We start from the raw sequence: 25,888 nt of genomic DNA, 5'->3' as shown, positions 1-25,888 counted from the left end.
AGAACCGCCCGGCGTCCGAACGAACCGAACATCCAAGTCCGGAGGGGACGATGCCCACGACACGCGAGAGCCTGAAACCCTGGTTCATCGTCTTCATGCTGACGCTGTTCATGATCCTCGCCTTCGCCGACCGGGCGGTGCTGGGATTTGCCGCGGTGCCGCTGATGCGCGACCTGAACCTGACGCCGAGCCAGTTCGGACTGGCGGCCAGCGCCATGTACTGGGTCTATCCGGTGGCCGGCATCGCCGGCGGCTTCCTGGTCAACCGCTGGCCGACCAAATGGGTTCTCGCCGGGCTCGCGACCGTCTGGGCCGCCACGCAATTCCCGATGCTCTGGGCTTCCACGCTGAACGAGGTGGTGGCCGCCCGCGTCCTGCTCGGCCTGGGCGAAGGGCCGGCCTTCGCGGTGGTGCTGCATGCCGTGTTCAAATGGTTCGAGGACGACCGTCGCGCCGTGCCGACCAGCATCGTTTCGGAGGGCGCGGCCTTCGGCATCGTGCTGGCCGCGCCGGTCGTCGCCTATTTCATCGTCGCCCAGGGCTGGCGTTTCGGTTTCGGCCTGCTCGGCACCCTGACCGCCGCCTGGGTGGTGCTCTGGCTGATCTTCGGCAGCGAAGGCAAGGTCAACCGGCCGAGCGCCGAGGCCGGCAACCTGCAGCCGGTCAGCTATCGCCTGCTGCTGCTCGACCGGACCTTCATCGGCAATACGCTGGCCGGCTTCGCGGTCGCCTGCGGCATCACCATCATGCTGGCCTGGCTGCCGCCCTACCTCACCCGCGGCCTCGGCTATTCCACCACCGAGACCGGCTGGCTCACCACCTTGCCCTGGATCGCCAGCATCGTGCTGGTGCTCGGCGGCGGCTACCTGTCCCAGCGCCTGATGCTCGCCGGCGTGCCGAGCCGCCATGCCCGGGCAAGCTTCCTCTGCCTGTGCCTGGTCGCCGGCGGGGCCGCGACCGCGGCGATGACCTTCCTGTCGCCCGGCCCATTGCAGCTGGCGCTGCTGGCCATCGGTTTCGGCCTGCCGACCCTGGTCTGGACGCTCAGCCCCGCCGTCATCGCCGAGGTGACGCCGGTTGCCCAGCGCGGCGCCATGCTCGGCCTGTTCTCGACCATCGCCAACTCGGCGGCCGGCTCGTTCGCGCCCTACCTGATGGGCCTGGTGGTCGAGCGCGGGACGACGCCCGCGGCCGGTTATGCCCTGGGCTTCCTGGTCCTCGGCCTGCTGCAGGCCGTCTGCGCGGTGATCGCCTGGGTCCTGATCCGGCCGGCCGCGACCATTGCCCGGTTCCAGGCCGAGGCCCGCGCGGCCAGCCTGCGCCAGCCCGTCACCGCGCCGGCCATGACGATCCAGGCGGCGCGGACCGCCGCCGCCGGCGATTGAAGCGCGCCTGAGCGCCCCCTGAGACACCCCTTCGGTCAAAACGGAGAGAAATGATGCCGATCCTGCCGGATACCAAGTTCTACGCCTGGCATTTCATGCCCTATACCGACCTGCCCGAGAATATCGACGACTTCGACTCGCTATGGGTCGACTTCCCGAACAAATATTTCGATCCCAAGGCCGGCCACGCCTTCTACCAGCGCTACCTCTCCGAGCTGGTGCTCGCCGACAAGCTCGGTTTCGACGGCGTCTGCGTCAACGAACATCACAACACGCCCTACAGCCTGATGCCGATCGCCTCCGTGATCGCGGCGGCGCTGATCCCGCAGACCACCAAGGCCAAGATCTGCGTCATGGGCACGCCGGCAGGCCTCGACCAGCCGCATCGCCTGGCCGAGTCCTATGCCATGCTCGACGTCATGTCGGGCGGCCGCCTCGAGGTCGCCTTCCCGCTCGGCACGCCAATGGAATACTGGTCGAACTCGGTCAACCCGGTGACCTCGCGCGAGCGCCAGCAGGAAGCCCTCGACGTCATCATCCGCGCCTGGACCGAGGATGGCCCGATCCGCCACGAGGGCCGCTTCTACAATTACCGCTACCTGAACATCTGGCCCAAGCCCTACCAGCAGCCTCACCCAAAAGTCTATCTGGTCGGCTCCGGCAGCCCGGGCACCATCGAACTCGCGGCCCAGCGCGGCTTCGGTTATTCCTCGACCTTCAGCCCGATCGCCACCCAGCTCGCCGCGCAGAAGACGCTGAAGGAACGCGCCGCCCATTACGGCCACACCATCACGCCCGACCAGATCCCGATCGTCTGCATGGTCTATATCGGCGACGACGACGAGAGTGCCCTCGCCGAGATGGAGCCGCATGTCCGCTATTTCTTCACCACCCTGACCAAGGCCGGCCGGTTCATCGACGCGCCGGGTTATCTGAGCCTCGACGAGTTCAAGAAGCGCAACGGCCGCATGCTGCCCTCGAGCCATGGCGGCGCCTTCGACTGGCACCAGATCCGCCAGCAGTTCCGCGTCGTCGCCGGCACCGCCAAGACGGTCGCCGACACCATCGAGCAATGGGCCGAGGAAGCCGGTTCGAGCCGGATCATCTTCCAGATCCATCGGGGCGACATGCCGCACTGGAAGGTCGTGCGGACCCTGACCGGCCTCGCCAACGAGGTGATCCCCATGCTGAAGGCCCGCCAGATCCAGGCCGAGGAGCCGGCCCTCGGCGTCGCGGCCGAATAGGCCGCCCGCCGGGACCTGCCCCGACAATTCGCCATCGCGCGGTCCGGCCGGCCCATCCGCCGCCGGCCCGGCCACGCCATCGACAAGGAGACACCATGACCACAACCATGACCGCCGGCCTGACCCGCAGCCAGGACGGCCTCGACGGAATCGCCTGGAACATTCTCGGCCAGACCTATGTGCCGAAGCAGCATTCGGTGAATTCGCTGTCCTGGCACGCGACCTTTCCGAAGGACACCTTCGTGCCGCCGCATATCCACCCGACCCAGGACGAGTTCGTCTATGTGCTCGACGGAACATTGGATTTCTGGCTGGACGGAAAGGACATGCAGGCGGTCGCCGGCGATCTCGCCCGGCTGCCCACTGGCATCCCCCACGGCATTTTCAACCGGTCCGGCAAGACCACCACCTGCCTGTTCTGGGTGTCGCCGACGCGCCGGCTGTTCGACCTGTTCCACGCCCTGCACAACGTGCCGGATCCGGCCGAGGTGGTGCGGCTCGCCGCCCTGCACGAGGTCGAGTTCCTGCCGCCGCCGAGCGCCTGAGCGCATCGGTCCGCCCGATATCACGGCCTGAACAGGAGCAGCCGATGCTGGCGCGCCATGTCGACAAGACCGGACGAAAGCTGTTGGTCGTCGCGATATCCGGCAGCCCCTCGCCGGCCTCGGCCACGGCCCAACTGGCCGAGCACGCGCTCGGCCAGTTGCCCCCGGCATCCTTCGCCGTCAGGCATATCCGGCTGCGTGATATCGATGCGGCGGCCTTGCTCGGCGCCAGGCCCGACGATGCCGGCCTTGCCGAGGCCATGGCCTGTATCGAGGCGGCCGATGGCATCGTCGTCGCGACGCCAATCTACAAGGCGGCCTATTCGGGTCTGCTGAAGGCCTTTCTCGACCTGCTCCCGCAATTCGGCTTCGCCGGCAAGACCATCCTGCAGCTGGCGACCGGCGGCAGCCTCGCCCATGTCCTGGCGCTCGACTACGCCTTGCGGCCGGTCCTGCAATCCATGGGCGCGCGCCATATCGTCCAGAGCACCTTCGTCGCGGCCGGCCAGGTGCAGCGCGGCGATGCCGGGCTGGTCCTGGAGACCGAAGCGGCGACCTTGCTGAACGAGGCGATCCTGCATTTCCGGCACGCGATCGCGCTCGCGCCACAGGCGACGCTGCTCGGCCATCCGCGCCCGATCCGGCAACACGCGGCGGAGTGACCGGCGCCGGCCTCGGCGCGCGGCCCGAAGCACCGGCGGCGGCCGGCCGCCGTCCAAGATCGCGACCTTCGGTCGGCAGGTCCGGACAGGAAGCGAAAAATCGCCACTGCGGCGACGCCCGAGGCCAGCAGGCTGCGGCGGTCGGTGCGCGCGGTCCGTTTCGGACATCCGGCCGGTTCGGGTCATTGCGCGCTCGCCTGTCCGCGACCGCCGGCGGCATGCCGCCCCATGGATGCGGCCAATCATCAATTGCCCCACCCCGGCGCCGGGATGAGCCCCGAGCACCGCCGGCAGGGTCGCCGCCCGCAAATGCGCGGGTTTTTCGCCCGATGATGCCGCATCATGCGCTGCGCCGGCCCGCCGGCGTCGCCTTACCGCTTCAGGAGCCCGGCCGATGACGCTGCCGCTAGCCGATATCCGCATCCTCGACATGACCAATGTGCTGGCCGGTCCGTTCTGCTGCTATCAGTTGGCCCAGCTCGGCGCCGACGTGATCAAGGTCGAGACACCCGGCACCGGCGACCTGGCACGGCAGCTCGGTGCCGATCCCGAGCTCAACACGCGCCTGATGGGTGCCTCGTTCCTGGCCCAGAATGCCGGCAAGCGCTCGGTGACGATCAACCTGAAGAGCGATGCCGGCAAGGCGGTATTCCTGCGCCTGGTCGCGACCGCCGACGCGGTCATCGAGAATTTCCGGCCGGGCGTGATGGACCGCCTGGGGCTCGGCTACGCGGCGCTGAAGGCTGTCACACCGGACCTCGTCTATTGTGCCATTTCGGGTTTCGGCCAGGACGGACCGCTGAGGGACAATCCGGCCTATGACCAGATCGTCCAGGGCCTGTCCGGCGTCATGAGCGTCACCGGCGACAAGGCCTCGGCGCCGATGCGCGTCGGCTATCCCGTCGCCGACACCTTCGGCGGCATCACCGCGGCCTTCGCGGTCGCCGCCGCGCTGTTCCGGCGCGAGCGCGACGGGGCGGGCGAGAAGATCGACGTCTCCATGCTGGAAGCGACCCTGGTCTCGATGGGTTGGGCGGTGTCCAACTGGCTGATCGCCGGCGTCCAGCCCGAACCGATGGGCAATGACAACATGACCGCCAGTCCTTCCGGCACGTTCCGCACCGGCGATGGCCTGCTCAATATCGCCGCCAACAAGCAGGAGCAATTCGTCACGCTTTGCCGGCTCGTCGGCCGGCCCGACCTGGCCGAGGATCGCCGCTTCGCCGGGCGCGAGGACCGCAAGCTGCACCGCGCGGCGCTGACCGTCGAAATCGAGGCCGCCCTGGCGACGCGGCCCGCCGCGGCATGGGCCGCGCTGATGAACCAGCAAGGCGTGCCGGCCGGCGCGGTGCTGAGCGTGCCCGAGGTGCTCGCGCATCCGCAGGTCGAGGCGCGCGAGCTGATCAGGCATTTCCACGCGGTTCCGGGCGTCGACCGCGGCGTTTCCGTGGTCCGCGCCGGCTTTCGCCTCGCCAGCGGCGATCCCGAGCCGCGCACGCCGCCGCCGGTGCTCGGCGCCGACAGCGAGACCATTCTCGCCGAACTCGGCTATGCGCCCGCCGACATCGCGCGCCTGCGCGCCGGCGGCGCGATCTGACGGGGCCGGCGATCAAGGGGCGGCAGGCGCGTGCCGGTGCCCTTTGACCGTGGATCGGCCGAATGGCGGACGCGCGATCGCCTGTCGCCGCGAGCGCGATGGAGTAGCATCGCCGTCATACGACAGTGCTGATGACCTCGATCGTTCGGAGGCGACCATGAACGCCAGCAAATATCTACCGATCACCCTCTTGAAGGGCCATACCGTGTTCGTCACCGGCGGCGGCAGCGGCATCAATCTCGGCATCGCCAAGAGCTTCGCGTCGGTCGGCGCCAATGTGGCGATCTGCGGCCGCACCGCCGAACGGCTCGAGACCGCCGCCGCCGAACTGCGTCACATGGGTGCTCGGGTCTCGACCGCGGTCGCCGACGTCCGTGATTACGCGGCCGTCGAGGCCGCGCTGGCCAGGAGCCGCGAGGAACTGGGACCGGTTCACACCATGGTCTGCGGCGCCGCCGGCAATTTCGTCGCGCGCGCCGAGGCGATCAGCGCCAAGGGCTTCAGGACCGTGGTCGAGATCGACCTGCTCGGCGCCTTCCATGGTGCGCACGCCGCCTTCGACCAGCTCAAGGAAACCCGCGGCAACCTGATCTTCGTCTCGGCGGGACAGGCCTACCTGCCCTTCGCCTTCCAGGCCCATGTCGGCGCTGCCAAGGCCGGCATCGACAATCTCATGCGCAATCTCGCGCTCGAATGGGGCCGCCACGGCATCCGTTCCAATTCCATCGTGCCCGGTCCGATCGAGGGCACCGAGGGCATGAAGCGGCTCGGCGGCGCGGCCGGCGAAGACACCTGGAAACGCATGGTGCCGCTCGGCCGCTACGGCACGGTCGACGATATCGGTGGCATGGCGGTGGTGCTCGCCTCGCCGCTCGGCGCCTATATCACCGGCGCCCAGATCGTCGTCGACGGCGGCATCGGCCTGCAGGGCTCGGGCCTGTTCAACCAGGCGATGGAACAGGCCATGCCGGGGGCGTCCTGAGCTTGTCGGCAGACACGGTGACCGGTCCGGCCGACGCCCGCGGCACGCGATCCCGCGTGCCGGATGCCGGCCCTTGTGTTGCCTCTTTGTTCTGGATACAAATCTCTACCGGTTCAACCTCCGATGGGCACGTGGATGACCTTGAAAGCCGTGATCGCGGCCCTCGCCATCGGCTTGCTGTCGGCAAGCCCCGGCAATGCCCAGACACAGGGCCAGGCCCCTTGCGCCGAGGTCGGTGGGACCGCGGTATCGCGTTTCACCGGGCGCTTGAGCCACCACATCTTTCCAGGCCCGCCCGGCTACGAGGATGTCCGCAGCGGCGATGCCCCGGAACCCGCCTATATCCTGACCCTTCGCCAGGTCACCTGCGTCAATGCCGAGGGCGACCAGGAGCTGGAGCGCGTCAGGCTCAACCGCATTCACCTCAGGCTCGATGAGAGAAATCCCGCAAGTCGCGCCGCATATCGCGATCTTCGCCGTTTCATCGGCCGGGATGTCGCGATCACCGGAACCGATGGTTTTGGCGCCAACACCGGTCACCATCGCGCGCCGCTCGTGCTGACCGTAACCGGCGTCGCCGCGCGGGCCGCCGCACGCCAATGACAACGGCGGCCGCTGTCGCGGCCCCACCTGTCGCGCCATGGAGGCCGGCCTTGCTGCGCCTGAGCCGTCCCTGATCGGTACTGCCCTTATGGAGCTCTGAAAAAACAACCCCATATGGAATCGCGTCAGGAGGTCCATGCCATGAAAGTGGCGCTGACGACCTTTCTTGTTGCGATGATCGCCCTTGTCCTCGCAGCCCCTGCGGCACCGGTTTCGGCGCAGGAGGCCGGCGGACGCGGGCTTGCCCTGACGATCGACCTCGAAGGCCCGATCGGTCCGGCGACCGCACGCTACCTGAAGGATGCGCTTGCAACCGCCGCCGAGCGGCGCGCCACGGTTGTCATCCTGCGCCTGAACACGCCGGGCGGGCTCGTCACCAGCATGCGCGAAATCATCACCGACGTGGTCGGCTCGCCCGTGCCGGTCATCGGTCATGTCGCGCCGTCAGGCGCGCATGCCGCCAGCGCCGGCACCTATATTCTCTATGCGACCCATGTCGCCGCCATGGCGCCGGGCACCAATCTCGGCGCGGCCACACCGGTGCAGATCGGCGGCCCGTCGCCGAACGCGCCCTCCGGCCCGCCCGCTCCCGGCCGCGACGGCAAGACCGATGGTCCGCCGGCGCCCCTGGCCCAGGATGCGATGACCGCGAAGGCGACCAACGACGCCGTCGCCCTCATCCGCAGCCTCGCCGAACTGCGCCGGCGCAATGCCGACTGGGCCGAGAAGGCGGTCCGCGAGGCGGCCAGCCTGTCCGCGGGCGGCGCCTTGCAGGCCGGCGTCATCGATCTTGTCGCGGCGAGCCCGACCGAACTGCTGGCACAGATCGACGGCCGCATGGTCGAGGTCGCCGGCCGCGGCCAGCAGCGCCTTTCGACCCGAGGCCTGACCGTCGAGACGCTGACGCCGGGCTGGCTGATCCAGCTGCTCCAGGTGATCAGCAATCCCAACATCGCATTCATCCTGACGGTGATCGGCATATACGGGCTGGTCCTGGAATTCTCGTCGCCGGGCGTGGTCGCGCCGGGCGTCGTCGGCACGATTTCACTGCTGCTCGGGCTCTACGGCCTCAACATGCTGCCGATCGATCATGCCGGCCTCGGCCTGATGCTGCTCGGCCTCGTCTTCCTGGTGATCGAAACCTACAATCCGACCGTGGTCCTCGGCCTGGGCGGCGTCACCGCCTTTGTGCTCGGCGCCGCCATGCTGTTCCGGGGCGAGACATCAGGCGCCCACCTGGCCTGGCCGCTGGTCGCCAGCGCCGCGATCCTGCTCGGCGGCCTCGTCATGGTCGTCACCGGGGCACTCTGGCGCGCCCGCAGCAGCCCGGTGCGGACCGGTGCCCAGGCCATGCGCGGGCTGCCCGCCAGGGTTCTCGACTGGTCCGGCGCCGAAGGCCATGTCTTCGCCGGCGGCGAACGCTGGCAGGCCCAGGGCGCCGAGGTCTTCGCCTCCGGCGACACCGTCGAGGTCAGCGATATCAAGGGTTTGACGCTCATGGTCCGGCGCAGGCCGATACCGGGCGCTCACAGGGGAGACGTGCCGTGATGTTCGACTATCTGGCCTATGTGCTGCTCGTGGTCGTCGTCGTCCTGTTCCTCGCGGCGGCGATCCGCATCCTCCGGGAATATGAACGCGGCATCGTTTTCACGCTCGGCCGGTTCAGCGGGGTGAAGGGCCCGGGGCTGTTCATCCTGATCCCCTTCATCCAGCAGATGGTGAAGGTCGATCTGCGCCTGGTGGTGCAGGATGTGCCGCCGCAGGACGTGATCTCGCGCGACAACGTCTCGGTCAAGGTCAGCGCCGTGCTCTATTTCCGCATCATCGATCCGGAGCGGGCGATCGTCAAAGTCGCCGACTATATGGCCGCCACCAGCCAGCTCGCGCAGACCACGCTGCGCTCGGTGCTGGGCAAGCATGAGCTCGACGAAATGCTGGCCGAACGCGACCGGCTCAATGCCGACATCCAGGAGATCCTCGACCAGCAGACCGACGCCTGGGGCATCAAGGTGACCAATGTCGAGATCAAGCATATCGACCTCAATGAATCGATGATCCGCGCCATCGCCAAACAGGCCGAGGCCGAGCGCCTCAGGCGCGCCAAGATCATCAATGCCGAGGGCGAGCAGCAGGCCGCCGAGAAACTGGTCGAGGCCGGCCGGATTCTCGCCGGCGAACCGCAGGCGATGCAACTGCGCTATTTCTCGGCGCTGCACGACATCGCCGGCGAGCGCTCGTCGACCGTGGTCTTCCCGCTGCCGATGGATCTGCTCGACGGATTGATGCCGGGCCGGGCGAAGTAGCCAAGTCCCGGCGCGCGGCGCCGGAATTCCGGCGGCGGCGGCCCGAGGTCAGTCCTCGCTCCTGCGCCGATGCACGGCTGGCGCCCGCGGCGACGTCTCGCGCGATTGCCGCGCGTAATAGAGGCCGACCAGCACCCCGGCGACCGCCGCCACGCCGAGGGCGCCGAGCGGATGGCGGCCGGCATGCTTGAACAGCAGCCGTTGCAGCTTCGTCGCCTGTGTTCCGGCGGCCTGCGCCACCACCTCCGGACCGATACCGAAGCTACGAAGCCGGTCATTGGCGGCCGAAGCCATTCCCTCCGCATTGGTTCTCAGATAGCGCGTCAGATAATCGGCGTCCTGCTGCAGGCGGCCGGCCACCTCGCCGGCGCGCTCGACGGCATCATCGGCCATGCCGCGGGCATTGTGCATCTGATTGCGAATGGCGGACGGAATATAGGCCATGGAAACCTCCGGCTTGTGGGATTGCCCTTTGCTCGACAAAGCAACCGGCCGGAAGCCCATTGGTTCCTCACCCCCCGGCCTGCCGGCCAGCCCACCGCGGGCGCGCCGGCCGGTCAGGGCACCGCTTGCGCCCGATCCCGCGGCGGATGGGTCTCGCCGGCGGCCTGCGGCTGCGGCCAGCGGACGAGCGCCTCCCGGCCGGCCTCGGTCAGGCCGTAGAGACCGCGCTCGGGACGGGAAAACCAGCCATAGACATTGCCTTGCAGGATCTTCGGCGCCTCCGGCACCAGCAGCTTGACGTCGCGCGGCCGAAGCGGCCCCTCGCGCAGCGCGGCGGCGCAGCAGAGCGCCTGCTGGCGATAGGCGGTCATGATCGGCTGCCGCGTGCTGCCTCCGGCCGCCGGGTCGCCCTGGCGCTTGCGATGTTCCTCGACGATGCGCGACCGCCGCTTGGCATTCTTGCGCAGGCCCGGCGCCTCCGGATTGGCCAGCACGTGAACGTCGCCGGCCTCCGACACGCCGAGCAGCCCGAAGCCGAGGCGGCGGCAGAGATTGCGGAAGCGCGCGTCGCTCTCCCGGCCCTTGCCGCGGACCGACATGCGCGCGGCGAGCCAGACCTCGTCGCAGACCGCCGCCCGATCGACACCTTGCAGCACCAGTTCGAGATTGAACGACATTTTCAGTTCGCCGATCACCACGACGGGCGGCGCACCATCCTTGACGGCCACCAGGTCGCAACCGGCCACCTCCCCCTTCACGACGAAGCCGAGGGTCTCCAGGAAGCGCTTGACCGGCAGGTAGAGTGACGTTTCCAGGGCTGGAATCTCCGCAGGCGAATGGGGACGTTAGACATGAGTCGCTGTCCGCGATCATGTCGAATTGCGCGCCGGAGCAGGATCGGTCTGCGAGCAACGGAACCCGGCCGGATGGCTGACGTTGTCGGAACAGATGGACGGTCTCGAGGAGGAGCTGCAATGGACCGCAGATTGTTCTTCACCATCCTGGCGGGCGGCGTGGTCGCCGGCATCGGCGCCAAGGCGCAAGCCGCGCCGCTCTCCGCCGAGCCTCGCGAAATGCAATATGGCTGGGGCCCGCGGCCTTATTACGGTTACGGCTGGGGCCGCCCCCGCCCCTGGCGCCGTGGCTATTACGGTTATGGCCCGGGTCCCTGGGGACCACCGGCGCCCTGGCGCCGCCGCTGCTGGATCAATCGCTGGGGCGAGCGGGTCTGCCGGTTCTGAACTGCGTGCCGGACGACCGGGCTTCGGCCGTCCGTTCACGCGGCGCGCGGATGTTCGGTCGTCCCGTCATCGGGCAGTCCGACGATGTCGACGCCGACGAACAGGCCGCCGAGCGCCCCCGCCGGGCCGGTGAAGCTGCCCGATACCGGCGAAGCCTCCCAGGGCACCCGGGCCATGGCGACCCGGATGAGGTGCGGATCGGCGACCAGCGCATTGGTCGGGTCGAACTCGACCCAGCCGTCCTCCGGGATGAAGATCTCCGCCCAGGCATGGGTCAGGCTCACCGGCGCACGCATGGCGTCCTGGTTGGAAAGGTCGCCATGCAGGTAGCCGGTGACGAAGCGCGCGGCATAACCAAGCCGCCGGACAGCCTCGATGAACAGCCAGGCGAGATCCCGGCAGGAGCCCGAACCAAGCGCGAGCGTCAGGGCCGGCGCCTGCACGCCCTCCTCATAACGCACCACATAGGTGAAGCCGGCATGGATCGCATTCAGCAGGTGGGAAATCGGGTCGGTGCCGACCGGATCGCCCGACAGGACCTGATGGATCCAGTCGGCCAGCGCCGATCCGTCATCGCTGGAGGCCGGTGCCAGGAAGGGCTGCAGAACGATACGTTCGCCGTCGGAATAGCGCGGCGCGAACTGGGCGCTGCGCGCCGTCACGTGATTGCGCGGAAAGGTCGAACCGTAGCGCCGGAGCGTGAGCTCGCTGACGATTTCGAGCTGGTCGCCCGGCTCCTGGAACGTCGCGATGGCGACCGGATTGCCATAGACGTCGTGGATCCAGTCGACCTGGGCCATGGGCCGGATATCGAGTCGCGTGTCGAGGATGCGCAGATCGAAACTGTCGCGTGGCCTGAGGATCAGCCGATGCGGGCCGAATTCGACAGGGCAGCCATAGTGATAGGTCGTGACGTGCCTGATCGAAAGATCCATGTCGCCCTGTCCAATCGTCGCGCATCGCCAGGCCCAGCCCGGATTTTGTCCCGCAAAAGGCCGGGCCGTGCAAACACCGGCGGAACCCGGCCTCGGGCGGCCGCCGGCGCGACGCCCGCCGATCGCAACGCGCGGGACGGCCCCGGGTTCATTTTCGCTCGCGGCCCGGGAAACTCGGCTGAAACCGGAACGAACCGGCGACCTGCGCCGTTCATCCCACGAGCAAAGGGAGATGATGATGGCCAATTGGGTCGAACATGCCGACGACAACGACATCCGGCGGGCCGGTGATCCGCAACCGGCCCCGGAACCCTTTCCGGGCCCGATCCCGCCGCCGATCCCGCCGCAGCCGGAACAGCCGGAGCCGCCGACCCAGCCGATCCCGCCGGCCGACCCGACCAATCCGCCGGACCGCATGTGAACGCGGGGGGTGGCGCTGCGGCCGGAGGGGCGGCGCGCCGCCGGCCCGCCATGGCCCGCTCCACCATCACTTGCCGGCCTTGTTGCTGAAACTCGCATTGCCGAGCCCGGTACCGATGGTCACGACACCCCATTTCCCGACATCCTGCATGAACGGGATTTCGGCGAGCCCCTGCACAACCGCATCATTGTGAATCACTACGAAGGTCTCGTGGTCGCCGATGTCGGGGATCGCCTTGGCCAGGGTATTGGCCAGGTTGAAGCTCTCGCTTTCCCAGTTGCCGCCGGGCAGGTTCTGGCCGCCCCGGTCGATCCGGCCATCCGCCTCGATCAATCCGGGACAGCCGATGCCGACGAAAGGCGCCAGCTTCAACTCGGCCTTGCCCGCCTTGCCGATCAGGTCCTTCATCATCCGGATCAGCTTGTCGACCGCGTCGGTCCGCGACGGACTGTCGTCGGCATGGCGCCAGAGCTCCGACTTCCAGACCTCGGCCTCGGACAGGTCCCTGGCCTTTTTCTGGTTCAGGCTGACGACACCGACCCGGATATTGCTGCCGCCGATATCGACCGCCAGGATGGCGTCGTGGCCGGCGAACATCCAGGCGGGCACGAGATGAATGGCGCCGATCAGGCCGGCTTCGTCGGGATGGTGATGGATCGGGCGGACATCGACCTGGCTGCCCCCGGCATTCAGGATGACGCCGGCCCTGGCGATCGCCAGTTCGCCGACCCGGCTCTCCTTGAAGCCGCCGCCGGCGGCAATCCGCTCGACGCCGCCCCATCCCTTGGTGCGCATGAAGCGCCTGATGACCTCCGCCAGTTCCCCGGCAAACTCCTCGATCGCGCCATGGACGATGGCGGCCGCCGTGGCGTCCTTGCCGGTCACGTGCAGGTCGAGCTGCTTCTTGCTGATATCCTCGGTGGCGACGTCGCCCATCGGGTCGGCATCGACCTTCTGCAGGCGCGAACGCAAATCGTCGAGCTTGTCGGCGAAGGCGCGCTTGCTCGCCCGGTCGCCGATGAAGCCGTCCTTGTCGCGCAGTTCCAGGTTGTAGCTGTCGATCGTCACCGAGGACAGTTCCAGGGCGCCGTGGCCAATCGTCAGCTCGGCGGACTTCGCCTTGGTTTCGCTGGGACGGGTTTTCGCGTCGCTTTTGGCCATGATGCGGGCGCCATTCTTGCCGTCGGAGCGGAATGCGGACGGTGCAGGCGATCAACGCGCCATGGCCGATCGCGTTCCGCGTCGCGGCCGAGGGCCACCGCGTCGCTACCCCGGGCTGTCGCGATCCAGGGCGAAATCCGCATGCCAGGCCGCGGTGTCGCCGGCGATCATCGCTCCGATCATGCGAGACGCCATGTAGCTGAAGGTAATGCCGTTTCCGCCATAGCCATAGGCGGCGAAAATGCGGCGCCGGCCGGGCGCCGGGCCGATCAGCGGCAGGCCGTCCTCGGTCTGGCCGAATGCACCCGACCACGCGAAGGCGATGTCGCCCTCGGCCCGCGGCCAGAACGCCTGGAGCATGGCGCGCAAGGCGGCATGCTTGGGCGTGGCCTCGCCGCGACGCCGGTCCTGGTCGCTATAAGGCTCGTCGCCGCCTCCGACGATGATCCGGTCGTCGGCCGTGGTTCGCAAATAATGATAGGCCTCCGACGCCTCCCAGATCAGCACGCGATCACGCCAGAGCCTGGCCGGGTCCTGCGGCCGGGTCGCGATCGCCCAGGTCGAGGTCACCTTGTGCAGGGTGCTGGCGACGACATCCGGCATGACATAGCCGGTAGCCAGCACCATGTGCTTGGCTTCGATCTCCCGACCGTCGGCGAGACCGATATGGACATCACGGTCGGTCTCGTCGAAATCCTGCGCATCGCCGGCGACGAACCGCGTCCCGCGCCGCCCCGCGATCCAGGCGAGGCCGGCCGACAACGCCATCGGATCGGCCTCCGCCGAACCGGGCGACAGGATCGCCGCCGGCCGATCGATGCCGAAAGACCGGTGCACGCGCCCGCTGTCGAGATGGTGGCCTGGAAGCCCGGCCCGGCGGCGCAATTTGAATTCGCCGGCGATGTCGTTCGGCCCTGCCTCGCCCGCGGCAAGATAAAGCGTCGATCGCGGCCGGAGGGCGCAGGTGATGTCCAATCGACCGATGAGGTCGCCGAGCCCGGTAACCGCGGCGAGGCTGAGCCGATAGGCGCGCGTCGCCCGCTCGAATCCGTAGAGGCCGCCGAGTTCGACGAGCGACCGGTCGATTTCCCACTGCAGCATGGCGGTGCTGGCCGCGGTGCTGCCGAGCGAGGCCTGTTCGCGATCGATCAGGACGACATTCAGGCCACGCGCCGAGAGATGCTCGGCCGTCAGCGAGCCGGTGATGCCGGCACCGACAACGGCGACATCGCATTTCAGGCTCTCGCCCGGAGGAGCGAAGCGTGGAACCTCGGGACGGGTCCACGGCGCCCTGCCCTCACGGAGGTCGTCATGCGCCGAACTCTCGCTCTCGGCCTGCCGGCGATCAGGAGCCATGGCCACCGACGGAAACCTCCAGCCGCTGCGCAGGGGCCTCCGAGTGCGATCGGCGGCGGCTTCGAACCCGGCCGGCGAGGCGACGCAACATCTGCTCGACCCGCCGGACGTTGCGACGCGGCTCGGTCGCGCGATAGAGGCGCTTGAGGGTTCCCGCCAGGAAGGCGTCGATCACGATGGCATGGACGTAGCTCTTGCGCGCCACCGCCGGCGTGTTGCCCAGTTGCTCCGATACCGCGCGCATCACCGCCGCCAGCTGGCGCCGTTTGGCCCGATCCTGCGGCGCCGGTTCGACTTTGATCAGGATCTCGGCCGCGAGCGCGCTGCCGGCGAGCATGCGCAGATCCTTGGCGCTGATCGCCACCCCGGCCGTGTCGCGCAGGTAGGAATTGATCTCGGCCGAACCGACCTTGCGGACGGCGCCGTCCTCGCCCCGGTATTGCAGGATCCGCCGGCCGGGCAGTTTGCCCAGAGCCGACAGGCCCTTGGCGATGACCGCATCGTCGAGGTCGCAGGTGATCGCCTTGCCGCCCTTGCCGCGGAAGTTGAGCTGGACGCGGGAGCCGTCGATGCGGACATCCCGCTTGAGCAGGGTCGCCGCGCCACGTCCGCCATCGGCGCGCGCATAGGCATCGCCGCCAACCCGGATATTGGCGCGATCGATCAGCGCGACCGCGAGGGCCAGCGCCTGGCGGCGCCCGCCGGGGTCCAGGGCGAGGTCGCGTTTCACCGCGGCGCGTAGCCGCGGCAGCACCTCCGCGATACGGGCCAGCCGCTTCGCCTTGCGGGCCTCGCGCACCGCCTCCCACTCCGCGTGATAGCGATATTGCAGCCGGCCGGCTTCGTCGCGGCCGACGGCTTGAAGATGCGAATTCGGGTCCGCCGCGATCCGGACGTCGGCATAGGCCGGCGGCACGGCCAACGCGCGAATGCGCGCCAGCACGCTCGCCTTGGTCACCGGCTTGTCCTGGGCATCCCGGTACAGGAAGCCGCGGCCGGAACGGATCCGGCGGATCGTCAGGTCGCGCGCCGCGCCCGTCGTCAACGGCCCGGCCTGGCCGTCATCCGGCGAAACACTGCGGCGTTGCTTCTCGGTCATGACGACACCTCGACGACGGAGTGGAAACGACCAGCCTCAGCCCGGGCCATAGCCGCCGATGATGGGCAGGATCTCGCCGGTGATGTAGCTGGAGCAGGCGGATGCGGCGAGAAACACGAAGGCCGGGGCGATTTCCTCCGGCTGAGCGGGGCGTTTCATCGGCGTCTTCGCGCCGAATTGCGCGACATCGGGCGCCGCCTTGTCGGCCGGATTGAGCGGCGTCCACACCGGTCCGGGCGCCACCGCGTTCACCCGGATGCCGCGCTCCACCAGATGCGCCGACAGCGAGCGCGTGAAGGCGTGGATGCCGCCCTTCGTCATGGAATAGTCGATCAGGTCCCGGCTGCCTTGAAAGCCGGTGACCGAGCCGGTGTTGATGATGGCGCCGCCGGCCGGCAGGTGCGGCGTCGCCGCCTTGGCCATGTAGAAATAACCGTAGAGATTGGTCTTCAGCGTCTTGTCGAAATGGGCGTCGGTCAGGTCCTCGAACCGGTCCACGTGCTCCTGGAAGGCGGCGTTGTTGACGAGAATGTCGAGCTTGCCGAAGCGTTCCAGCGTGGTCTCGACCGCGTGTCGGCAAAAGTCCGGATCGGTCACGTCGCCGGCTATCAACAGGCAGGCGCGGCCCTCCGCCTCCACTGCCTGGCGGGTCTCGGCCGCGTCCTGGTGTTCATTCAGATAGACGATGGCGACATCGGCACCCTCGCGCGCGAACAGCACGGCGGTGGCCCGGCCGATGCCGGAATCGCCGCCGGTGATCAGCGCGGTCTTGTCGAGCAGCTTTTCCGACCCCTTGTAATGAGGCGCCTCATATTGCGGCCGCGGCTCGACCTCCGATTCAAGACCAGGTTTCGACAGATGCTGCGGCGGCAGCGGCGGATAGGGATAGTCGCGTTCGGCCGTCGGCCGCGGCGAAACCCGTTTGGATGTCTCCGGTTTCGGCGCATCGACCGTCCGCTGGATCGTGCGATGCGTCTCGGCGGTCGCTTCGGCGAGACGGCGATAGGCCTTGTCGGTCGAACGGGTCATCGGATGCTCCTTCAGCTCTGAACCGCGAGCCGCGCCGCGGGCCGCTCTTGCGCGACCCGGCGGGCGAACCATCGGGACAGCCGGCCTTTCCGTTGCCGGGGGCAAGATAGCGACGCCGGCGCGCCCTTTCGGTCGCGCCGGCGCAGCCTTGATCGAACGGTGCCGCGAGGGCGCCGGGCTCATTGACGGCGTCAGGCGCCGTCGACGACCTTCTTCACGGCATCCTTGGCCTTGCCGACCGCCTGCTGGGCCTCGCCCTTGCGCTCCTGCATGGCGCCCTTGATCTGCATTTCCTTGTTGCCGATCGCCTTGCCGGCGGCCTGCTTCACATTGCCGGCCGCTTCGTTGGCCAGACCTTTGATCTTGTCGGTGGTGCTGCTCATGATCGGTGATCCCTTTGATCCAAGACGGCCCTGCGCCGCTGCCGATAGAACCGCCATATCCCTGTCTTGGTTCCTCTTTTCGCGCCGAGACCGTCACCGATCTTTTTCGGAGATCAGGGAACAAATGCGACGAGAAACGGTTCAGCCATCCCGCTCGGGCGGGCGCCTCGTCATGAAACGGGCCGCCTCGTCGGCGGCCCGCTCCCGTGCGTGACTGCAGCCGCCCGATCAGAGCGGCGTGGGTGGCGAACGTCCGGTCCAGCCGTCGCTGCGCCACGCCTGGTCGCGGCCGGCGAGGTCATAGGAACCGGTATCGAGGAGCAGCTTGATGCGCCCGCGATCGGCGTCGGGCACGCGTGCGTTGACCAGCGTGCCGCCGCGCCGGACACCCTCGGCGTAACCATGGGCATGGCTTTCATCGACGCCGGACCCGACCAGCGCGCCGACCATGCCGCCGGCGACACCGACGGTTGCCGCGCCGACCAGTGTCGATGCGAGCCAGCCGGCGGCGACCACCGGCCCGACGCCGGGAATGGCGATGATGCCGAGGCCGGCGAGCAGGCCGCCGGCGGCGCCGACCGCCGCGCCGAGGCCGGCCCCGGTCCCCGCGCCCTCGGCCGCTTCATTCGTGCCGGGATAGCGGTAATCGCCGTAGCCGGAGCGGTCAGCGGTGGTGTCGTTGGACACCAGGCTGATGTCTTCGGCCGGGATGCCCGCCGCCTTCACCCGCTCGACCGCCGCCACCGCGTCGCCATAGCTGTCATAGATCGCCGAAACTACCGTGGTCATGATCATCTCCTCGAGATGTGAATGGGTTGGCGAGCAGCTCACTGCACGCTGATATTGCCGCGGAAATCGACCCCGACCGCCACCGCCGCGCCGTTGCGCGTGGCGCGGCCGCGCCAGATGCCCTGATCGTCCTTCTTCAGCTCGCCGATGCCGGCAAGTCCGGCCTGCTCCAGGCGCGCGCGCGCCTGCGCTTCGGTGAAGCTGTTGGCGCCGTTCTCCAGCGGCGCCACATTGATGGCGGGCGGTGCGCTGGGCGGCGGCGAACCGGTGGTGCCGGGCGCCGGAGCCTGGGCGAACGCGCCGCCGATCATGCCGATCGACAACACGAGGGCGGTCAGAATTTTCCGGGACATCGATGGTCTCCTTGGGTCTGGATCGTCGCCAAGGAAACGCCCTACCGGAACGAGCGGTTCCGGCCAGAGCCACAATCGGCCCGCGAGCGGGCCCGGGAACAAAAACGCACCTGTCGCGGAACGGCCGGTCATTCCATCGGTTGGGACTGACAATCAACCACACCAGCGCAATGGGAGGCCGGATGGCTGAAAGTCCTCTTTTTCACCCCCTTGAAGTCCAACCTGAAGACCTCGGCGAGCTCGAGAAGCGCTTCCTTCTCGACGTCTCCACCGGCGTCGTACGGGTGGTCGATGCCGCGATGATCGCGCGAATGAAGAGCTTCGGGTTGATCGAGGTCCGGAGCCGCCACATGCGCCTGACCGAGCGCGGCGAATTGTTCTGCCGCGCCTACGCGGTGAAGCGGCCGGCTTTCGCCGACAGCACCGGCAAGGTCCTGCGGGCGCCGCGCTGAAACGCCTCCGAGGCGGGTCAGCGGCGTTTCGACCGGGTCTTGCCGCCGCGCGCCGGTTCCGCCTGCAGGCTCTTCTTCAACGCATCGAACAGGTTGACGACGTTACCGGGCTGCCGGCGCGCCGTGGCGCCTGCCGGATCGGCGGCTTTCGGCGCCGTGCGCTTTTTCTTCGAACGGATCAGCCGCAGCAGCTCCTTCTGAACCGGATCTTTGACCATGTCCGGATCCCAATCCGTGGTGCGCCTGGCGATCAGCGTCCTGATCATGGTCATCATCTCGCGCGCCGGCTTGCCGGCCTCGATGCCGCCGACATAATCCTCGATGTCGCGCACCTCGTCGCCATAGCGCAGCGTCCACAGCACGATGCCGGCATCGCGCGGCTCCAGCATCACCGCGCGCTCGCGCCGATACAGGACCAGCCGGGAAATGCCGACCATGCCGGTGGCCCGCATGGCGTCGCGGATCACCGAAAAGGCCTCCTCGCCAACCCGCCCGTTGGGCACCAGATAATGCGGCTGATCCTGATAGATCCAGGCGATCGAGCTCCGTTCGACGAAGGTGTCGATGTCGATCGTCCGCGTGCTGTCCAGCGCGACGTCGTCGAGTTCGTCGTCTTCCAGCATGACATAGTCTTCGGCACCGGTCTGGTAACCCTTGACCTCGTCATCGTCGTCGACCGGCTTGCCGGTGACGCTGTCGACGTAGCGGCTCTCGACCCGGTGACCGGTCGCCCGGTCGAGCGTATGGAAGCGCACCTTGTCGCCCTCGGTCGTCGCCGGCACCATCGCCACCGGACAGGTGACCAGGGACAGTTTGAGGTAGCCCTTCCAGAACGATCTTGGTGCCATGGTCGGCTCGCTGTCGACAGGTGCAGGCGCGGCTGCGATCCCCCGTTCAACGCCCGAGGCCCTTCGGCAGTTCCGCGCCGCCGGGCCGCGCCGGGAACATGACGCCGGCGACGGCGTTGAATCTGGCGGGTCCCTTGGAGACAGCCGTCATGGCGTTGCCCAGAGCCAATTGGAAAGGCCATCTGACGCTCGGCGAGCTGAATTGCGCCGTCGCGCTGTTTTCCGGCGCCTCGACGACCGACCGCATCGCCTTCCACATCCTCAACCGCAAGACCGGCAATCGCGTTCGCCGCGAGTTCATCGATCCGGCCAGCGGCAAAGCAGTCGATCGCGACGACCAGGTCAAGGGTTACGAAGTGTCGGCCGGCAGCTATGTCGTGCTCGAACCCGAGGAAATCGCCAGGGTCATGCCCGAGAGCGACAAGACCCTGGCGATCGAGAGCTTCATTCCTTGCGACCAGATCGACACGGTCTATTTCGACAAGCCTTATTATCTCGCGCCGGCCGACGGGCTGTCGCAGGACACTTTCGTGGTCCTGCGCGAAGGCATGGCGAGCGGCAAGGTGGCAGCGCTTGCCCGGGCCATCCTGTTCCGGCGCGTGCGCGCGTTGCTGATCCGCCCGGACGGCCCGGGCCTGATCGCCCATACCCTGAAGTTCGATTATGAGATCCGCCCGGCCGCGGAAGCCTTCGACGAGATCCCCGCCTTGAAGATCAAGGGTGAGATGCTCGATCTCGCCAAGCACATCATCAAGACCAAGCAGGGCCGGTTCGATCCCGCCGGCTTCGACGATCGCTACGAGGCGGCCGTCGCCGAGCTCGTAAAGGCGAAGATGGAAGGACGGCCGGTCAAACGCCGCCCGGCGCCGGCCGCCACCAAGGTCGTCGACCTCATGGACGCGCTTCGCGCCAGCGCCGCGGGTGCATCGCGCGGCGGTCGAAAAGCCCCGAGGGCAAAGGCGAAGGCCGAAGCGACGGCGCCGCGGCCCAAGGTCCGGAAAGCCGGCTAACCGGCGCAGGCCCCGCCCCTCGCCGCGAGAGGCCGCCGCTGCGCCGGTCGGACCGCCAGGGGAACTTCGGATCGCCGGGGACGTTCCCTGTGTCATCCTGGGGGATCGCCGGCGACGCTGCCGCCCCCTGAAAATCCGGAGGCGACGATGTTGACCAGAGTGCTGATGACGACGGCAGCCGTGCTGGCGCTGACAGCGGGCGTTCAGGCCCAGACCCCGGCGCCTGCCCCTGCCCCCGCCCCACAGTCGGCGCCGACCGTGACGCCGGCTCCAGGCATCCCCGCCGCCCGCGCGCCGGCGCAGCCGACCACGCTGAGCCCGGGCGAAACCACGGTCACGAGCATGCTGGGGGCCAAGATTTACGCCCCGAAAGCGGGGACCCCCGCCGCCAACGCGGCGACCCACCGGCCAAGCGCCGCCGGCACGCCGCCGGGTGCGCCGGCGGACCCGCGCGCGCCCGCCCGCAACGTGGTGATCCTGACGCTTTCGGAGGCCGACTGGAACGCGCTCCGCGAGAACCACGACAATATCGGCGACGTGAACAATATCGTCGTCACCAATGACGGGCATGCCCATCAGATCGTGCTTGGGGTCGGCGGCTTCCTCGGCATCGGCGAAAAGGCCGTCGCCGTCGACTGGACCGAGGTCAACTGGATGCGCGACCCCACCGGCAGGATGTTCGGCATTGTCTACCGCACCAAGCTGCAGCTCGAGGCCGCGCCGCGTTTCGTCGATCGAAACTAGCGGTCGCGCCCGCGCCGGCGATGCGGATCGCAACCTTCAACATCAACGGCATCGCCGGACGCCTGGCGCATTTGCTCGCCTGGCTCGAGGCCACCCGCCCCGACATCGTCTGCCTGCAGGAGCTGAAGGCCGCGGCAACACGCTTTCCCGCCGCCGCCCTGGCCAAAGCCGGCTATGGCGCCGTCTGGGTCGGCGAACCCGGGTTCAACGGCGTGGCGATCCTGGCCCGCGGCGCCGAGCCCGTGCTGACCCGCACCGCCCTGCCCGGCGGACGCCACGACGAACAGAGCCGCTATGTCGAGGCGGCGGTTCGCGGCATGGTGATCGCCTCGCTCTATGCGCCGAACGGCAATCCCCAGCCCGGCCCGAAATTCACCTACAAGCTCGCCTGGATGCAGCGCCTGATCAGCCATGCGCGTGCGCTGAAGGCGGCCGGCGTGCCGGTCGTCCTGGCCGGCGACTACAATGTCGTGCCGACCGACATGGATATCTATCCGAGCCGCTCCTGGGCCGACAACGCGCTGCTGCAGCCGGAGAGCCGGAAGGCGTGGCGCCGGCTCGTCGGCCAGGGCTGGACCGACGCGCTGCGGCAGTTGTTTCCCGAGGAAAGGATCTACACGTTCTGGGACTACAAGCGGAACCGCTGGACGCGAGACGCCGGCCTGCGGATCGATCACATGCTGCTCGGCCCGGACATCGCCGAACGGCTTGTCGCGGGCGGCGTCGATCGCGCGGTCCGCGGCCTTCCCCGGGCCAGCGATCATGCGCCCGTCTGGATCGAACTGCGTTGAAATACACGCAATGCCGGTATCCGCCGCGTCGGTTTATTCGCACCTCTCCCGAACCGGCCCGGGCGCCGGGACGTTCCTCCTCAGTCCATGCAAACCAGGCAATGTCGCCTGAAATCCGAGGAGGAGGTTGATATGAAACGCAATTCTCTCGCGAAGATGACCGTGCTGAGTATCGCCCTGATGCCTGGGCTGGCCCTGGCGCAGCCCGCTGAGCGTGCACCGGCTCCCGGTATCCCGCCGGGCGTCGGCACGGGCGCCGCGACCGGTGCGGTCGGCGGCGCGCTGGTCGGCGGTCCGGTCGGCGCGGCCGTTGGCGGCGTCGCCGGCGCGGTCGTCGGCGGAATCGCCGAGGCCTCGCGTCCGCAGTTCCGCACCTATGTGATGGAGCGCCATCACCCGTCCTACCGCTATTCGTCCGATGTCGTGGTCGGCGCCGAATTGCCGGCCACCGGCGTGACCTATTACGAGGTGCCGCGCCAGTATGGCGAGGTGCAGTACCGCTACACCATCGTGAACGACCGGACGGTGCTGGTCGACCCGCGGACGCGGCGGATCGTTCAGGTCATCGAATAGTCCGATCGAACCGGCGGCGCGCAGGCACGGGCCGATCCGTCCCTGCGCGCCGTTTCCACGGGACCGGCTGACCGGAACGGACAAACCGCGGCGTCCCGGAACTGCACGACCAGGCCGACGTTGCTCGGTTGACGGCTCCGACGGAGACGCCCCCTCCCGATCATTCCTCAAACCTGCAGGAGACCGCCATGGGCTGGTTCTCGAAAGATATTCAAACCATGGACGACCTGTTCGTCCACACGCTGCGCGACATCTATTACGCTGAAAACCAGATCGTGAAGGCCCTGCCCTCGATGATCGACAAGGCCACCGACCCGCAGCTGCGCGACGGTTTCGCCACCCATCTCACCGAGACCAGAGGCCATGTCACGCGCCTGGAAGAGGTGTTCCGCATGCATGGGATCGAGGTCAGCGGCGTCGATTGCCCTGCCATCGACGGCATTCTCAAGGAGGCCGACGAGATCGCCGGCGAAGTGGCCGACAAGCAGGTGCTCGACGCCGCCCTGATCGCCGCGGCCCAAGCCGTCGAGCACTACGAGATGACGCGCTACGGCACTCTGGTGGCCTGGGCCAAGCAGCTCGGGCGCGCCGACTGCGCGGCCGTGCTTCAGAAAAATCTCGACGAGGAAAAGGCCGCCGACAAGAAGCTGACCGCGGTCGCCAATGCCGGCGTCAATCTGCGCGCCGCCAGCTGACAATCGCTGGGCTTCGCCCCCGCGCCGCGCCGGCGCGGGGGATTTTTTACGTCCGGCGTTCGGCCCTCCCCCAAGGCCTCGCGGTTGCCGCCACGGCTTTCGGCCCGGTCCCGGTGCTTGGCCGCGGATCGGCTGGCGACCAAGAGCGCAGAGACCGACGGCACGGACCGACGTGGCCTAACGCCCCCAAAAGGCGAGATCGATGACATCCGGCTCGACCGGGACACTGTCATCCCGGCCGCCTTGAAACTCCATCCAGCTGATGCGCGCCGTCACCGTCGCGGCATCCAGACAAAAGACCGGCCCGGCCGGCAGCGGATGGGGCATCGATGGGCTCGAAATCGCGAATTTTCGCGACGGGAAACATACATCCGCCGTTTCGATCCGCGTCCATGGCTTGCCGCTCATCGGCTCGACCGGCGCGTGATCCGGCTCGCGATCGTGAATGGCGATACGGATGTGCTGCTGCAGGCTGCCTTCCGTATAGATCACGATTCCCGTGGCCGGAACGCAGAGGCTGCGTCGTTCCATTTCCGCCGTGATCTCCGTTGGCGCCATGAAATCGGAATCGTCGCAGTCGATGAGATAGAACTGGCCATAATCGGCCTGCCAGGCGAACGTCGCCCAACCGCGCAGCGCCATGATGCGCCCCTCCCTCATGAATAAGCCCGTCGATCGTCGTATCGCCATTCTACGCCACGCCCCGTTTTCGTGTCATGACGCCGCTTCGGCCCGGATGCGGGCCAACGGGGGGCGATGGCGGAGGCCGCCTTGGCCGGCGCGCCGCATCTACCCCTGGAAAGCCGTGGCGATCATGCCGATGACGGCCAGGGCCATGACGACGGTGGTGGCCCAGCCGAGCCCGCGCAGCCAGCCGGTCAGGGTGAAGGCACCCATGATCGCCGGCCGCGCCGCGATCAGCATCATCACCACCAGAACCGGCACCGCCACGACGCCGTTCAGCACCGCGCTCCAATAGAGTGCCTGGATCGGATTGACCGGCGACAGGTTGAGGGCGGCGCCCAGCAGCGTCGCCACGGCGATCACGGCATAGAAGCTCTTGGCATCGCCCGGCTTTCGGTCGAGCCCGATGCGCCACCTGAAGGTCTCGGCGACCGCATAAGCGGCCGACCCGGCCAGCACCGGGATCGACAGCAAGCCGGTGCCGACGATGCCCGCGGCGAAAACCAATTCGGCGGCGGCGCCCGCGATCGGCCGGAGGGCCTCGGCGGCCTGCGCCGAGGTCTCGATAGCGGAGACCCCATGGCCGTGCAGCGTGGCCGCCGCCGTCAGCATGATGGCGAGCGCGATGCCGTTGGAAATCCCCATCCCGATCATCGTGTCCCAGCGGATGCGATGAAGCGCGACGGTGCCTTGGCCGGGCGTGCTCTTGAGCGTCTTCCGTAATGTCATCGCCTTGACGTCGGCGGCCTCCTGGGAAGCCTGCCAGAAGAACAGATAGGGGCTGATGGTGGTGCCGAGCACCGCGACCAGCCCGACGACATAGGATGGCTCGAAACGCCACTCCGGAACGATCAGGCGATAAAGCGCCTCGGCCCAGTCGATATGGACCATCATCAAGGTCGCGACATAGGCGAGCAGCACCAGGGCCAACCATTTGAGAAAGGCCACGTAGCGCTCATAGCGCATGAACACCTGCAGCACCGTCGACATCACGGCGAAGCCCACGAGGTAGACGAGTTGCGGCCCGCCCGCGATCAGCCGGGTCGCATCGGCCATGGCGCCGAGATCCGCGCCGATATTGATGATGTTGGCGACGAGCAGCGGCAGGACCACCGCAATCAGAAGCCAGCGCGGGAAGTGCTCGCGCATGATGCCGGCAATGCCCTTGCCGGTGGTCCGCCCGATGCGGGCGCTGATCATCTGGACCGCCGTCATCAGGGGATAGGTGACGATCAGCGACCAGCCGAGGCCGTAGCCGAACTGGGCGCCGACCTGGCTATAGGTGGCGATGCCGCTCGGATCGTCGTCGGAGGCGCCGGTGATCAGGCCCGGCCCCAGGATGTCGAGCAGCCGTGGCTTGCCCGAGCCATCGGTGGCGCCGGGGGCCTCGGCATCGCGCTGTTCGACCGGCTCGTGGCGCATCGCGAACGGACCTCCGGCGCCAGTGCCCGGCCGTTTGGCCGGCCAGCGCCTCGACGTGAGCGGTCAACGTGGCGCGGCCGGTTCCGTTCCACCGGCCGGCCGCGGGGGGGGGGGGGGGGGGGGGGGGGGGGGGGGGG

The 25,888-nt window shown here is 68.2% G+C and carries 30 protein-coding genes; 17 read left to right on the top strand and 13 right to left on the bottom strand.

Going from position 1 to position 25,888, the window contains the following annotated elements; all coding sequences use genetic code 11:
* The first annotated feature begins 50 nt into the window (after positions 1-50).
* The 9 genes from AC07WJ_RS16995 to AC07WJ_RS16955 all read left to right on the top strand — a co-directional run bounded on the left by AC07WJ_RS16995 (position 51) and on the right by AC07WJ_RS16955 (position 9,321).
* Positions 51-1,385, top strand: coding sequence for an MFS transporter (locus AC07WJ_RS16995; protein WP_494935797.1), 1,335 nt, complete (start codon positions 51-53; stop codon positions 1,383-1,385).
* Between the two features lie 53 nt (positions 1,386-1,438).
* Positions 1,439-2,629, top strand: coding sequence for an LLM class flavin-dependent oxidoreductase (locus AC07WJ_RS16990; protein ID WP_494935796.1), 1,191 nt, complete (start codon positions 1,439-1,441; stop codon positions 2,627-2,629).
* Positions 2,630-2,724: 95 nt separating this feature from the next.
* Positions 2,725-3,174 (top strand): cupin domain-containing protein, encoded by a 450-nt coding sequence (locus tag AC07WJ_RS16985; protein WP_494935795.1) that lies wholly within the window; start codon positions 2,725-2,727, stop codon positions 3,172-3,174.
* Positions 3,175-3,218: 44 nt separating this feature from the next.
* The gene (gene ssuE, locus AC07WJ_RS16980; protein ID WP_494935794.1) at positions 3,219-3,836 is read left to right on the top strand and encodes an NADPH-dependent FMN reductase; all 618 of its coding nucleotides are present in this window, start codon (positions 3,219-3,221) and stop codon (positions 3,834-3,836) included.
* 394 nt (positions 3,837-4,230) lie between these two features.
* Positions 4,231-5,433, top strand: coding sequence for a CaiB/BaiF CoA transferase family protein (locus AC07WJ_RS16975; RefSeq protein ID WP_494935793.1), 1,203 nt, complete (start codon positions 4,231-4,233; stop codon positions 5,431-5,433).
* A gap of 157 nt (positions 5,434-5,590) precedes the next feature.
* Complete coding sequence (locus AC07WJ_RS16970) at positions 5,591-6,415, top strand: SDR family oxidoreductase (RefSeq protein WP_494935792.1); 825 nt, start codon at positions 5,591-5,593, stop codon at positions 6,413-6,415.
* Positions 6,416-6,478: 63 nt separating this feature from the next.
* On the top strand, positions 6,479-7,018 hold the full coding sequence (locus AC07WJ_RS16965) for a DUF4431 domain-containing protein (protein ID WP_494935791.1): 540 nt from the start codon (positions 6,479-6,481) through the stop codon (positions 7,016-7,018).
* Positions 7,019-7,159: 141 nt separating this feature from the next.
* On the top strand, positions 7,160-8,566 hold the full coding sequence (locus AC07WJ_RS16960; protein WP_494935790.1) for an NfeD family protein: 1,407 nt from the start codon (positions 7,160-7,162) through the stop codon (positions 8,564-8,566).
* Complete coding sequence (locus tag AC07WJ_RS16955; RefSeq protein ID WP_494935789.1) at positions 8,563-9,321, top strand: slipin family protein; 759 nt, start codon at positions 8,563-8,565, stop codon at positions 9,319-9,321. Before AC07WJ_RS16960 ends, AC07WJ_RS16955 begins: the two co-directional genes overlap by 4 nt.
* Positions 9,322-9,369: 48 nt before the next feature.
* Here the strand turns inward: AC07WJ_RS16955 and AC07WJ_RS16950 are convergent, their stop codons facing one another.
* Both AC07WJ_RS16950 and AC07WJ_RS16945 read right to left on the bottom strand, forming a co-directional pair.
* Entirely contained in the window at positions 9,370-9,765 is a 396-nt protein-coding gene (locus tag AC07WJ_RS16950; RefSeq protein ID WP_494935788.1) for a hypothetical protein, read from the bottom strand.
* Positions 9,766-9,878: 113 nt separating this feature from the next.
* Complete coding sequence (locus AC07WJ_RS16945) at positions 9,879-10,580, bottom strand: DUF2161 domain-containing phosphodiesterase (protein ID WP_494936245.1); 702 nt, start codon at positions 10,578-10,580, stop codon at positions 9,879-9,881.
* Positions 10,581-10,739: 159 nt separating this feature from the next.
* Between AC07WJ_RS16945 and AC07WJ_RS16940 the strand changes: the two genes are divergently transcribed.
* Positions 10,740-11,006: a hypothetical protein gene (locus AC07WJ_RS16940; RefSeq protein ID WP_494935787.1), complete on the top strand. Its 267-nt coding sequence runs from the start codon at positions 10,740-10,742 to the stop codon at positions 11,004-11,006.
* A gap of 35 nt (positions 11,007-11,041) precedes the next feature.
* On the opposite strand, the gene AC07WJ_RS16935 is transcribed toward AC07WJ_RS16940, so the two are convergent.
* On the bottom strand, positions 11,042-11,941 hold the full coding sequence (locus AC07WJ_RS16935) for a transglutaminase family protein (RefSeq protein WP_494935786.1): 900 nt from the start codon (positions 11,939-11,941) through the stop codon (positions 11,042-11,044).
* A gap of 238 nt (positions 11,942-12,179) precedes the next feature.
* Here AC07WJ_RS16935 and AC07WJ_RS16930 point away from each other — a divergent pair, with 238 nt between their 5' ends.
* Positions 12,180-12,362 carry a hypothetical protein gene (locus AC07WJ_RS16930; RefSeq protein ID WP_494935785.1) on the top strand — a complete coding sequence of 61 codons (183 nt, stop codon included), beginning with the start codon at positions 12,180-12,182 and terminating at the stop codon, positions 12,360-12,362.
* Positions 12,363-12,428: 66 nt separating this feature from the next.
* On the opposite strand, the gene AC07WJ_RS16925 is transcribed toward AC07WJ_RS16930, so the two are convergent.
* The 7 genes from AC07WJ_RS16925 to AC07WJ_RS16895 all read right to left on the bottom strand — a co-directional run bounded on the left by AC07WJ_RS16925 (position 12,429) and on the right by AC07WJ_RS16895 (position 18,532).
* Positions 12,429-13,523 (bottom strand): ROK family protein, encoded by a 1,095-nt coding sequence (locus tag AC07WJ_RS16925; RefSeq protein ID WP_494935784.1) that lies wholly within the window; start codon positions 13,521-13,523, stop codon positions 12,429-12,431.
* A gap of 105 nt (positions 13,524-13,628) precedes the next feature.
* Positions 13,629-14,879: an NAD(P)/FAD-dependent oxidoreductase gene (locus AC07WJ_RS16920; protein WP_494936244.1), complete on the bottom strand. Its 1,251-nt coding sequence runs from the start codon at positions 14,877-14,879 to the stop codon at positions 13,629-13,631.
* Entirely contained in the window at positions 14,869-15,978 is a 1,110-nt protein-coding gene (locus AC07WJ_RS16915; protein WP_494935783.1) for a DNA topoisomerase IB, read from the bottom strand. The genes AC07WJ_RS16920 and AC07WJ_RS16915 overlap by 11 nt, the downstream gene beginning before the upstream one ends.
* 36 nt (positions 15,979-16,014) lie before the next feature.
* Positions 16,015-17,007 (bottom strand): SDR family oxidoreductase, encoded by a 993-nt coding sequence (locus AC07WJ_RS16910; protein ID WP_494935782.1) that lies wholly within the window; start codon positions 17,005-17,007, stop codon positions 16,015-16,017.
* 191 nt (positions 17,008-17,198) lie between these two features.
* A complete protein-coding gene (locus AC07WJ_RS16905) occupies positions 17,199-17,390 on the bottom strand; it encodes a CsbD family protein (RefSeq protein WP_494935781.1) in 192 nt (63 codons plus the stop codon).
* Positions 17,391-17,618: 228 nt separating this feature from the next.
* A complete protein-coding gene (locus AC07WJ_RS16900; protein WP_494935780.1) occupies positions 17,619-18,179 on the bottom strand; it encodes a hypothetical protein in 561 nt (186 codons plus the stop codon).
* 38 nt (positions 18,180-18,217) lie between these two features.
* The gene (locus AC07WJ_RS16895; protein WP_494935779.1) at positions 18,218-18,532 is read right to left on the bottom strand and encodes a PepSY domain-containing protein; all 315 of its coding nucleotides are present in this window, start codon (positions 18,530-18,532) and stop codon (positions 18,218-18,220) included.
* 182 nt (positions 18,533-18,714) lie between these two features.
* Between AC07WJ_RS16895 and AC07WJ_RS16890 the strand changes: the two genes are divergently transcribed.
* A complete protein-coding gene (locus tag AC07WJ_RS16890) occupies positions 18,715-18,984 on the top strand; it encodes a hypothetical protein (protein ID WP_494935778.1) in 270 nt (89 codons plus the stop codon).
* A gap of 17 nt (positions 18,985-19,001) precedes the next feature.
* Here the strand turns inward: AC07WJ_RS16890 and ku (AC07WJ_RS16885) are convergent, their stop codons facing one another.
* Positions 19,002-19,832 carry a non-homologous end joining protein Ku gene (gene ku, locus AC07WJ_RS16885; protein ID WP_494935777.1) on the bottom strand — a complete coding sequence of 277 codons (831 nt, stop codon included), beginning with the start codon at positions 19,830-19,832 and terminating at the stop codon, positions 19,002-19,004.
* 149 nt (positions 19,833-19,981) lie between these two features.
* On the opposite strand from ku (AC07WJ_RS16885), the gene ku (AC07WJ_RS16880) reads away from it, so the two are divergent.
* From ku (AC07WJ_RS16880) to AC07WJ_RS16860, 5 genes are all read left to right on the top strand, one after another.
* Positions 19,982-20,842: a non-homologous end joining protein Ku gene (gene ku, locus AC07WJ_RS16880; RefSeq protein ID WP_494935776.1), complete on the top strand. Its 861-nt coding sequence runs from the start codon at positions 19,982-19,984 to the stop codon at positions 20,840-20,842.
* 147 nt (positions 20,843-20,989) lie between these two features.
* Positions 20,990-21,586 (top strand): PRC-barrel domain-containing protein, encoded by a 597-nt coding sequence (locus tag AC07WJ_RS16875; protein ID WP_494935775.1) that lies wholly within the window; start codon positions 20,990-20,992, stop codon positions 21,584-21,586.
* A gap of 20 nt (positions 21,587-21,606) precedes the next feature.
* Positions 21,607-22,377 carry an exodeoxyribonuclease III gene (locus AC07WJ_RS16870; protein WP_494935774.1) on the top strand — a complete coding sequence of 257 codons (771 nt, stop codon included), beginning with the start codon at positions 21,607-21,609 and terminating at the stop codon, positions 22,375-22,377.
* Between the two features lie 132 nt (positions 22,378-22,509).
* On the top strand, positions 22,510-22,950 hold the full coding sequence (locus tag AC07WJ_RS16865; RefSeq protein WP_494935773.1) for a DUF1236 domain-containing protein: 441 nt from the start codon (positions 22,510-22,512) through the stop codon (positions 22,948-22,950).
* 188 nt (positions 22,951-23,138) lie between these two features.
* Entirely contained in the window at positions 23,139-23,645 is a 507-nt protein-coding gene (locus AC07WJ_RS16860) for a YciE/YciF ferroxidase family protein (protein ID WP_494935772.1), read from the top strand.
* A 177-nt stretch (positions 23,646-23,822) separates the two neighbouring features.
* On the opposite strand, the gene AC07WJ_RS16855 is transcribed toward AC07WJ_RS16860, so the two are convergent.
* Together AC07WJ_RS16855 and AC07WJ_RS16850 are read right to left on the bottom strand one after the other, a co-directional pair.
* The gene (locus AC07WJ_RS16855) at positions 23,823-24,287 is read right to left on the bottom strand and encodes a hypothetical protein (protein ID WP_494935771.1); all 465 of its coding nucleotides are present in this window, start codon (positions 24,285-24,287) and stop codon (positions 23,823-23,825) included.
* A 147-nt stretch (positions 24,288-24,434) separates the two neighbouring features.
* Positions 24,435-25,751 (bottom strand): Nramp family divalent metal transporter, encoded by a 1,317-nt coding sequence (locus tag AC07WJ_RS16850; protein ID WP_494935770.1) that lies wholly within the window; start codon positions 25,749-25,751, stop codon positions 24,435-24,437.
* Between the last annotated feature and the right edge of the window lie 137 nt (positions 25,752-25,888).

Source organism: Phreatobacter sp. GW821-FHT04C01 (assembly GCF_059420385.1).
The sequence above is the reverse complement of the archived record's forward strand: the minus strand, read 5'-3'. Positions and strand labels throughout refer to the sequence as shown.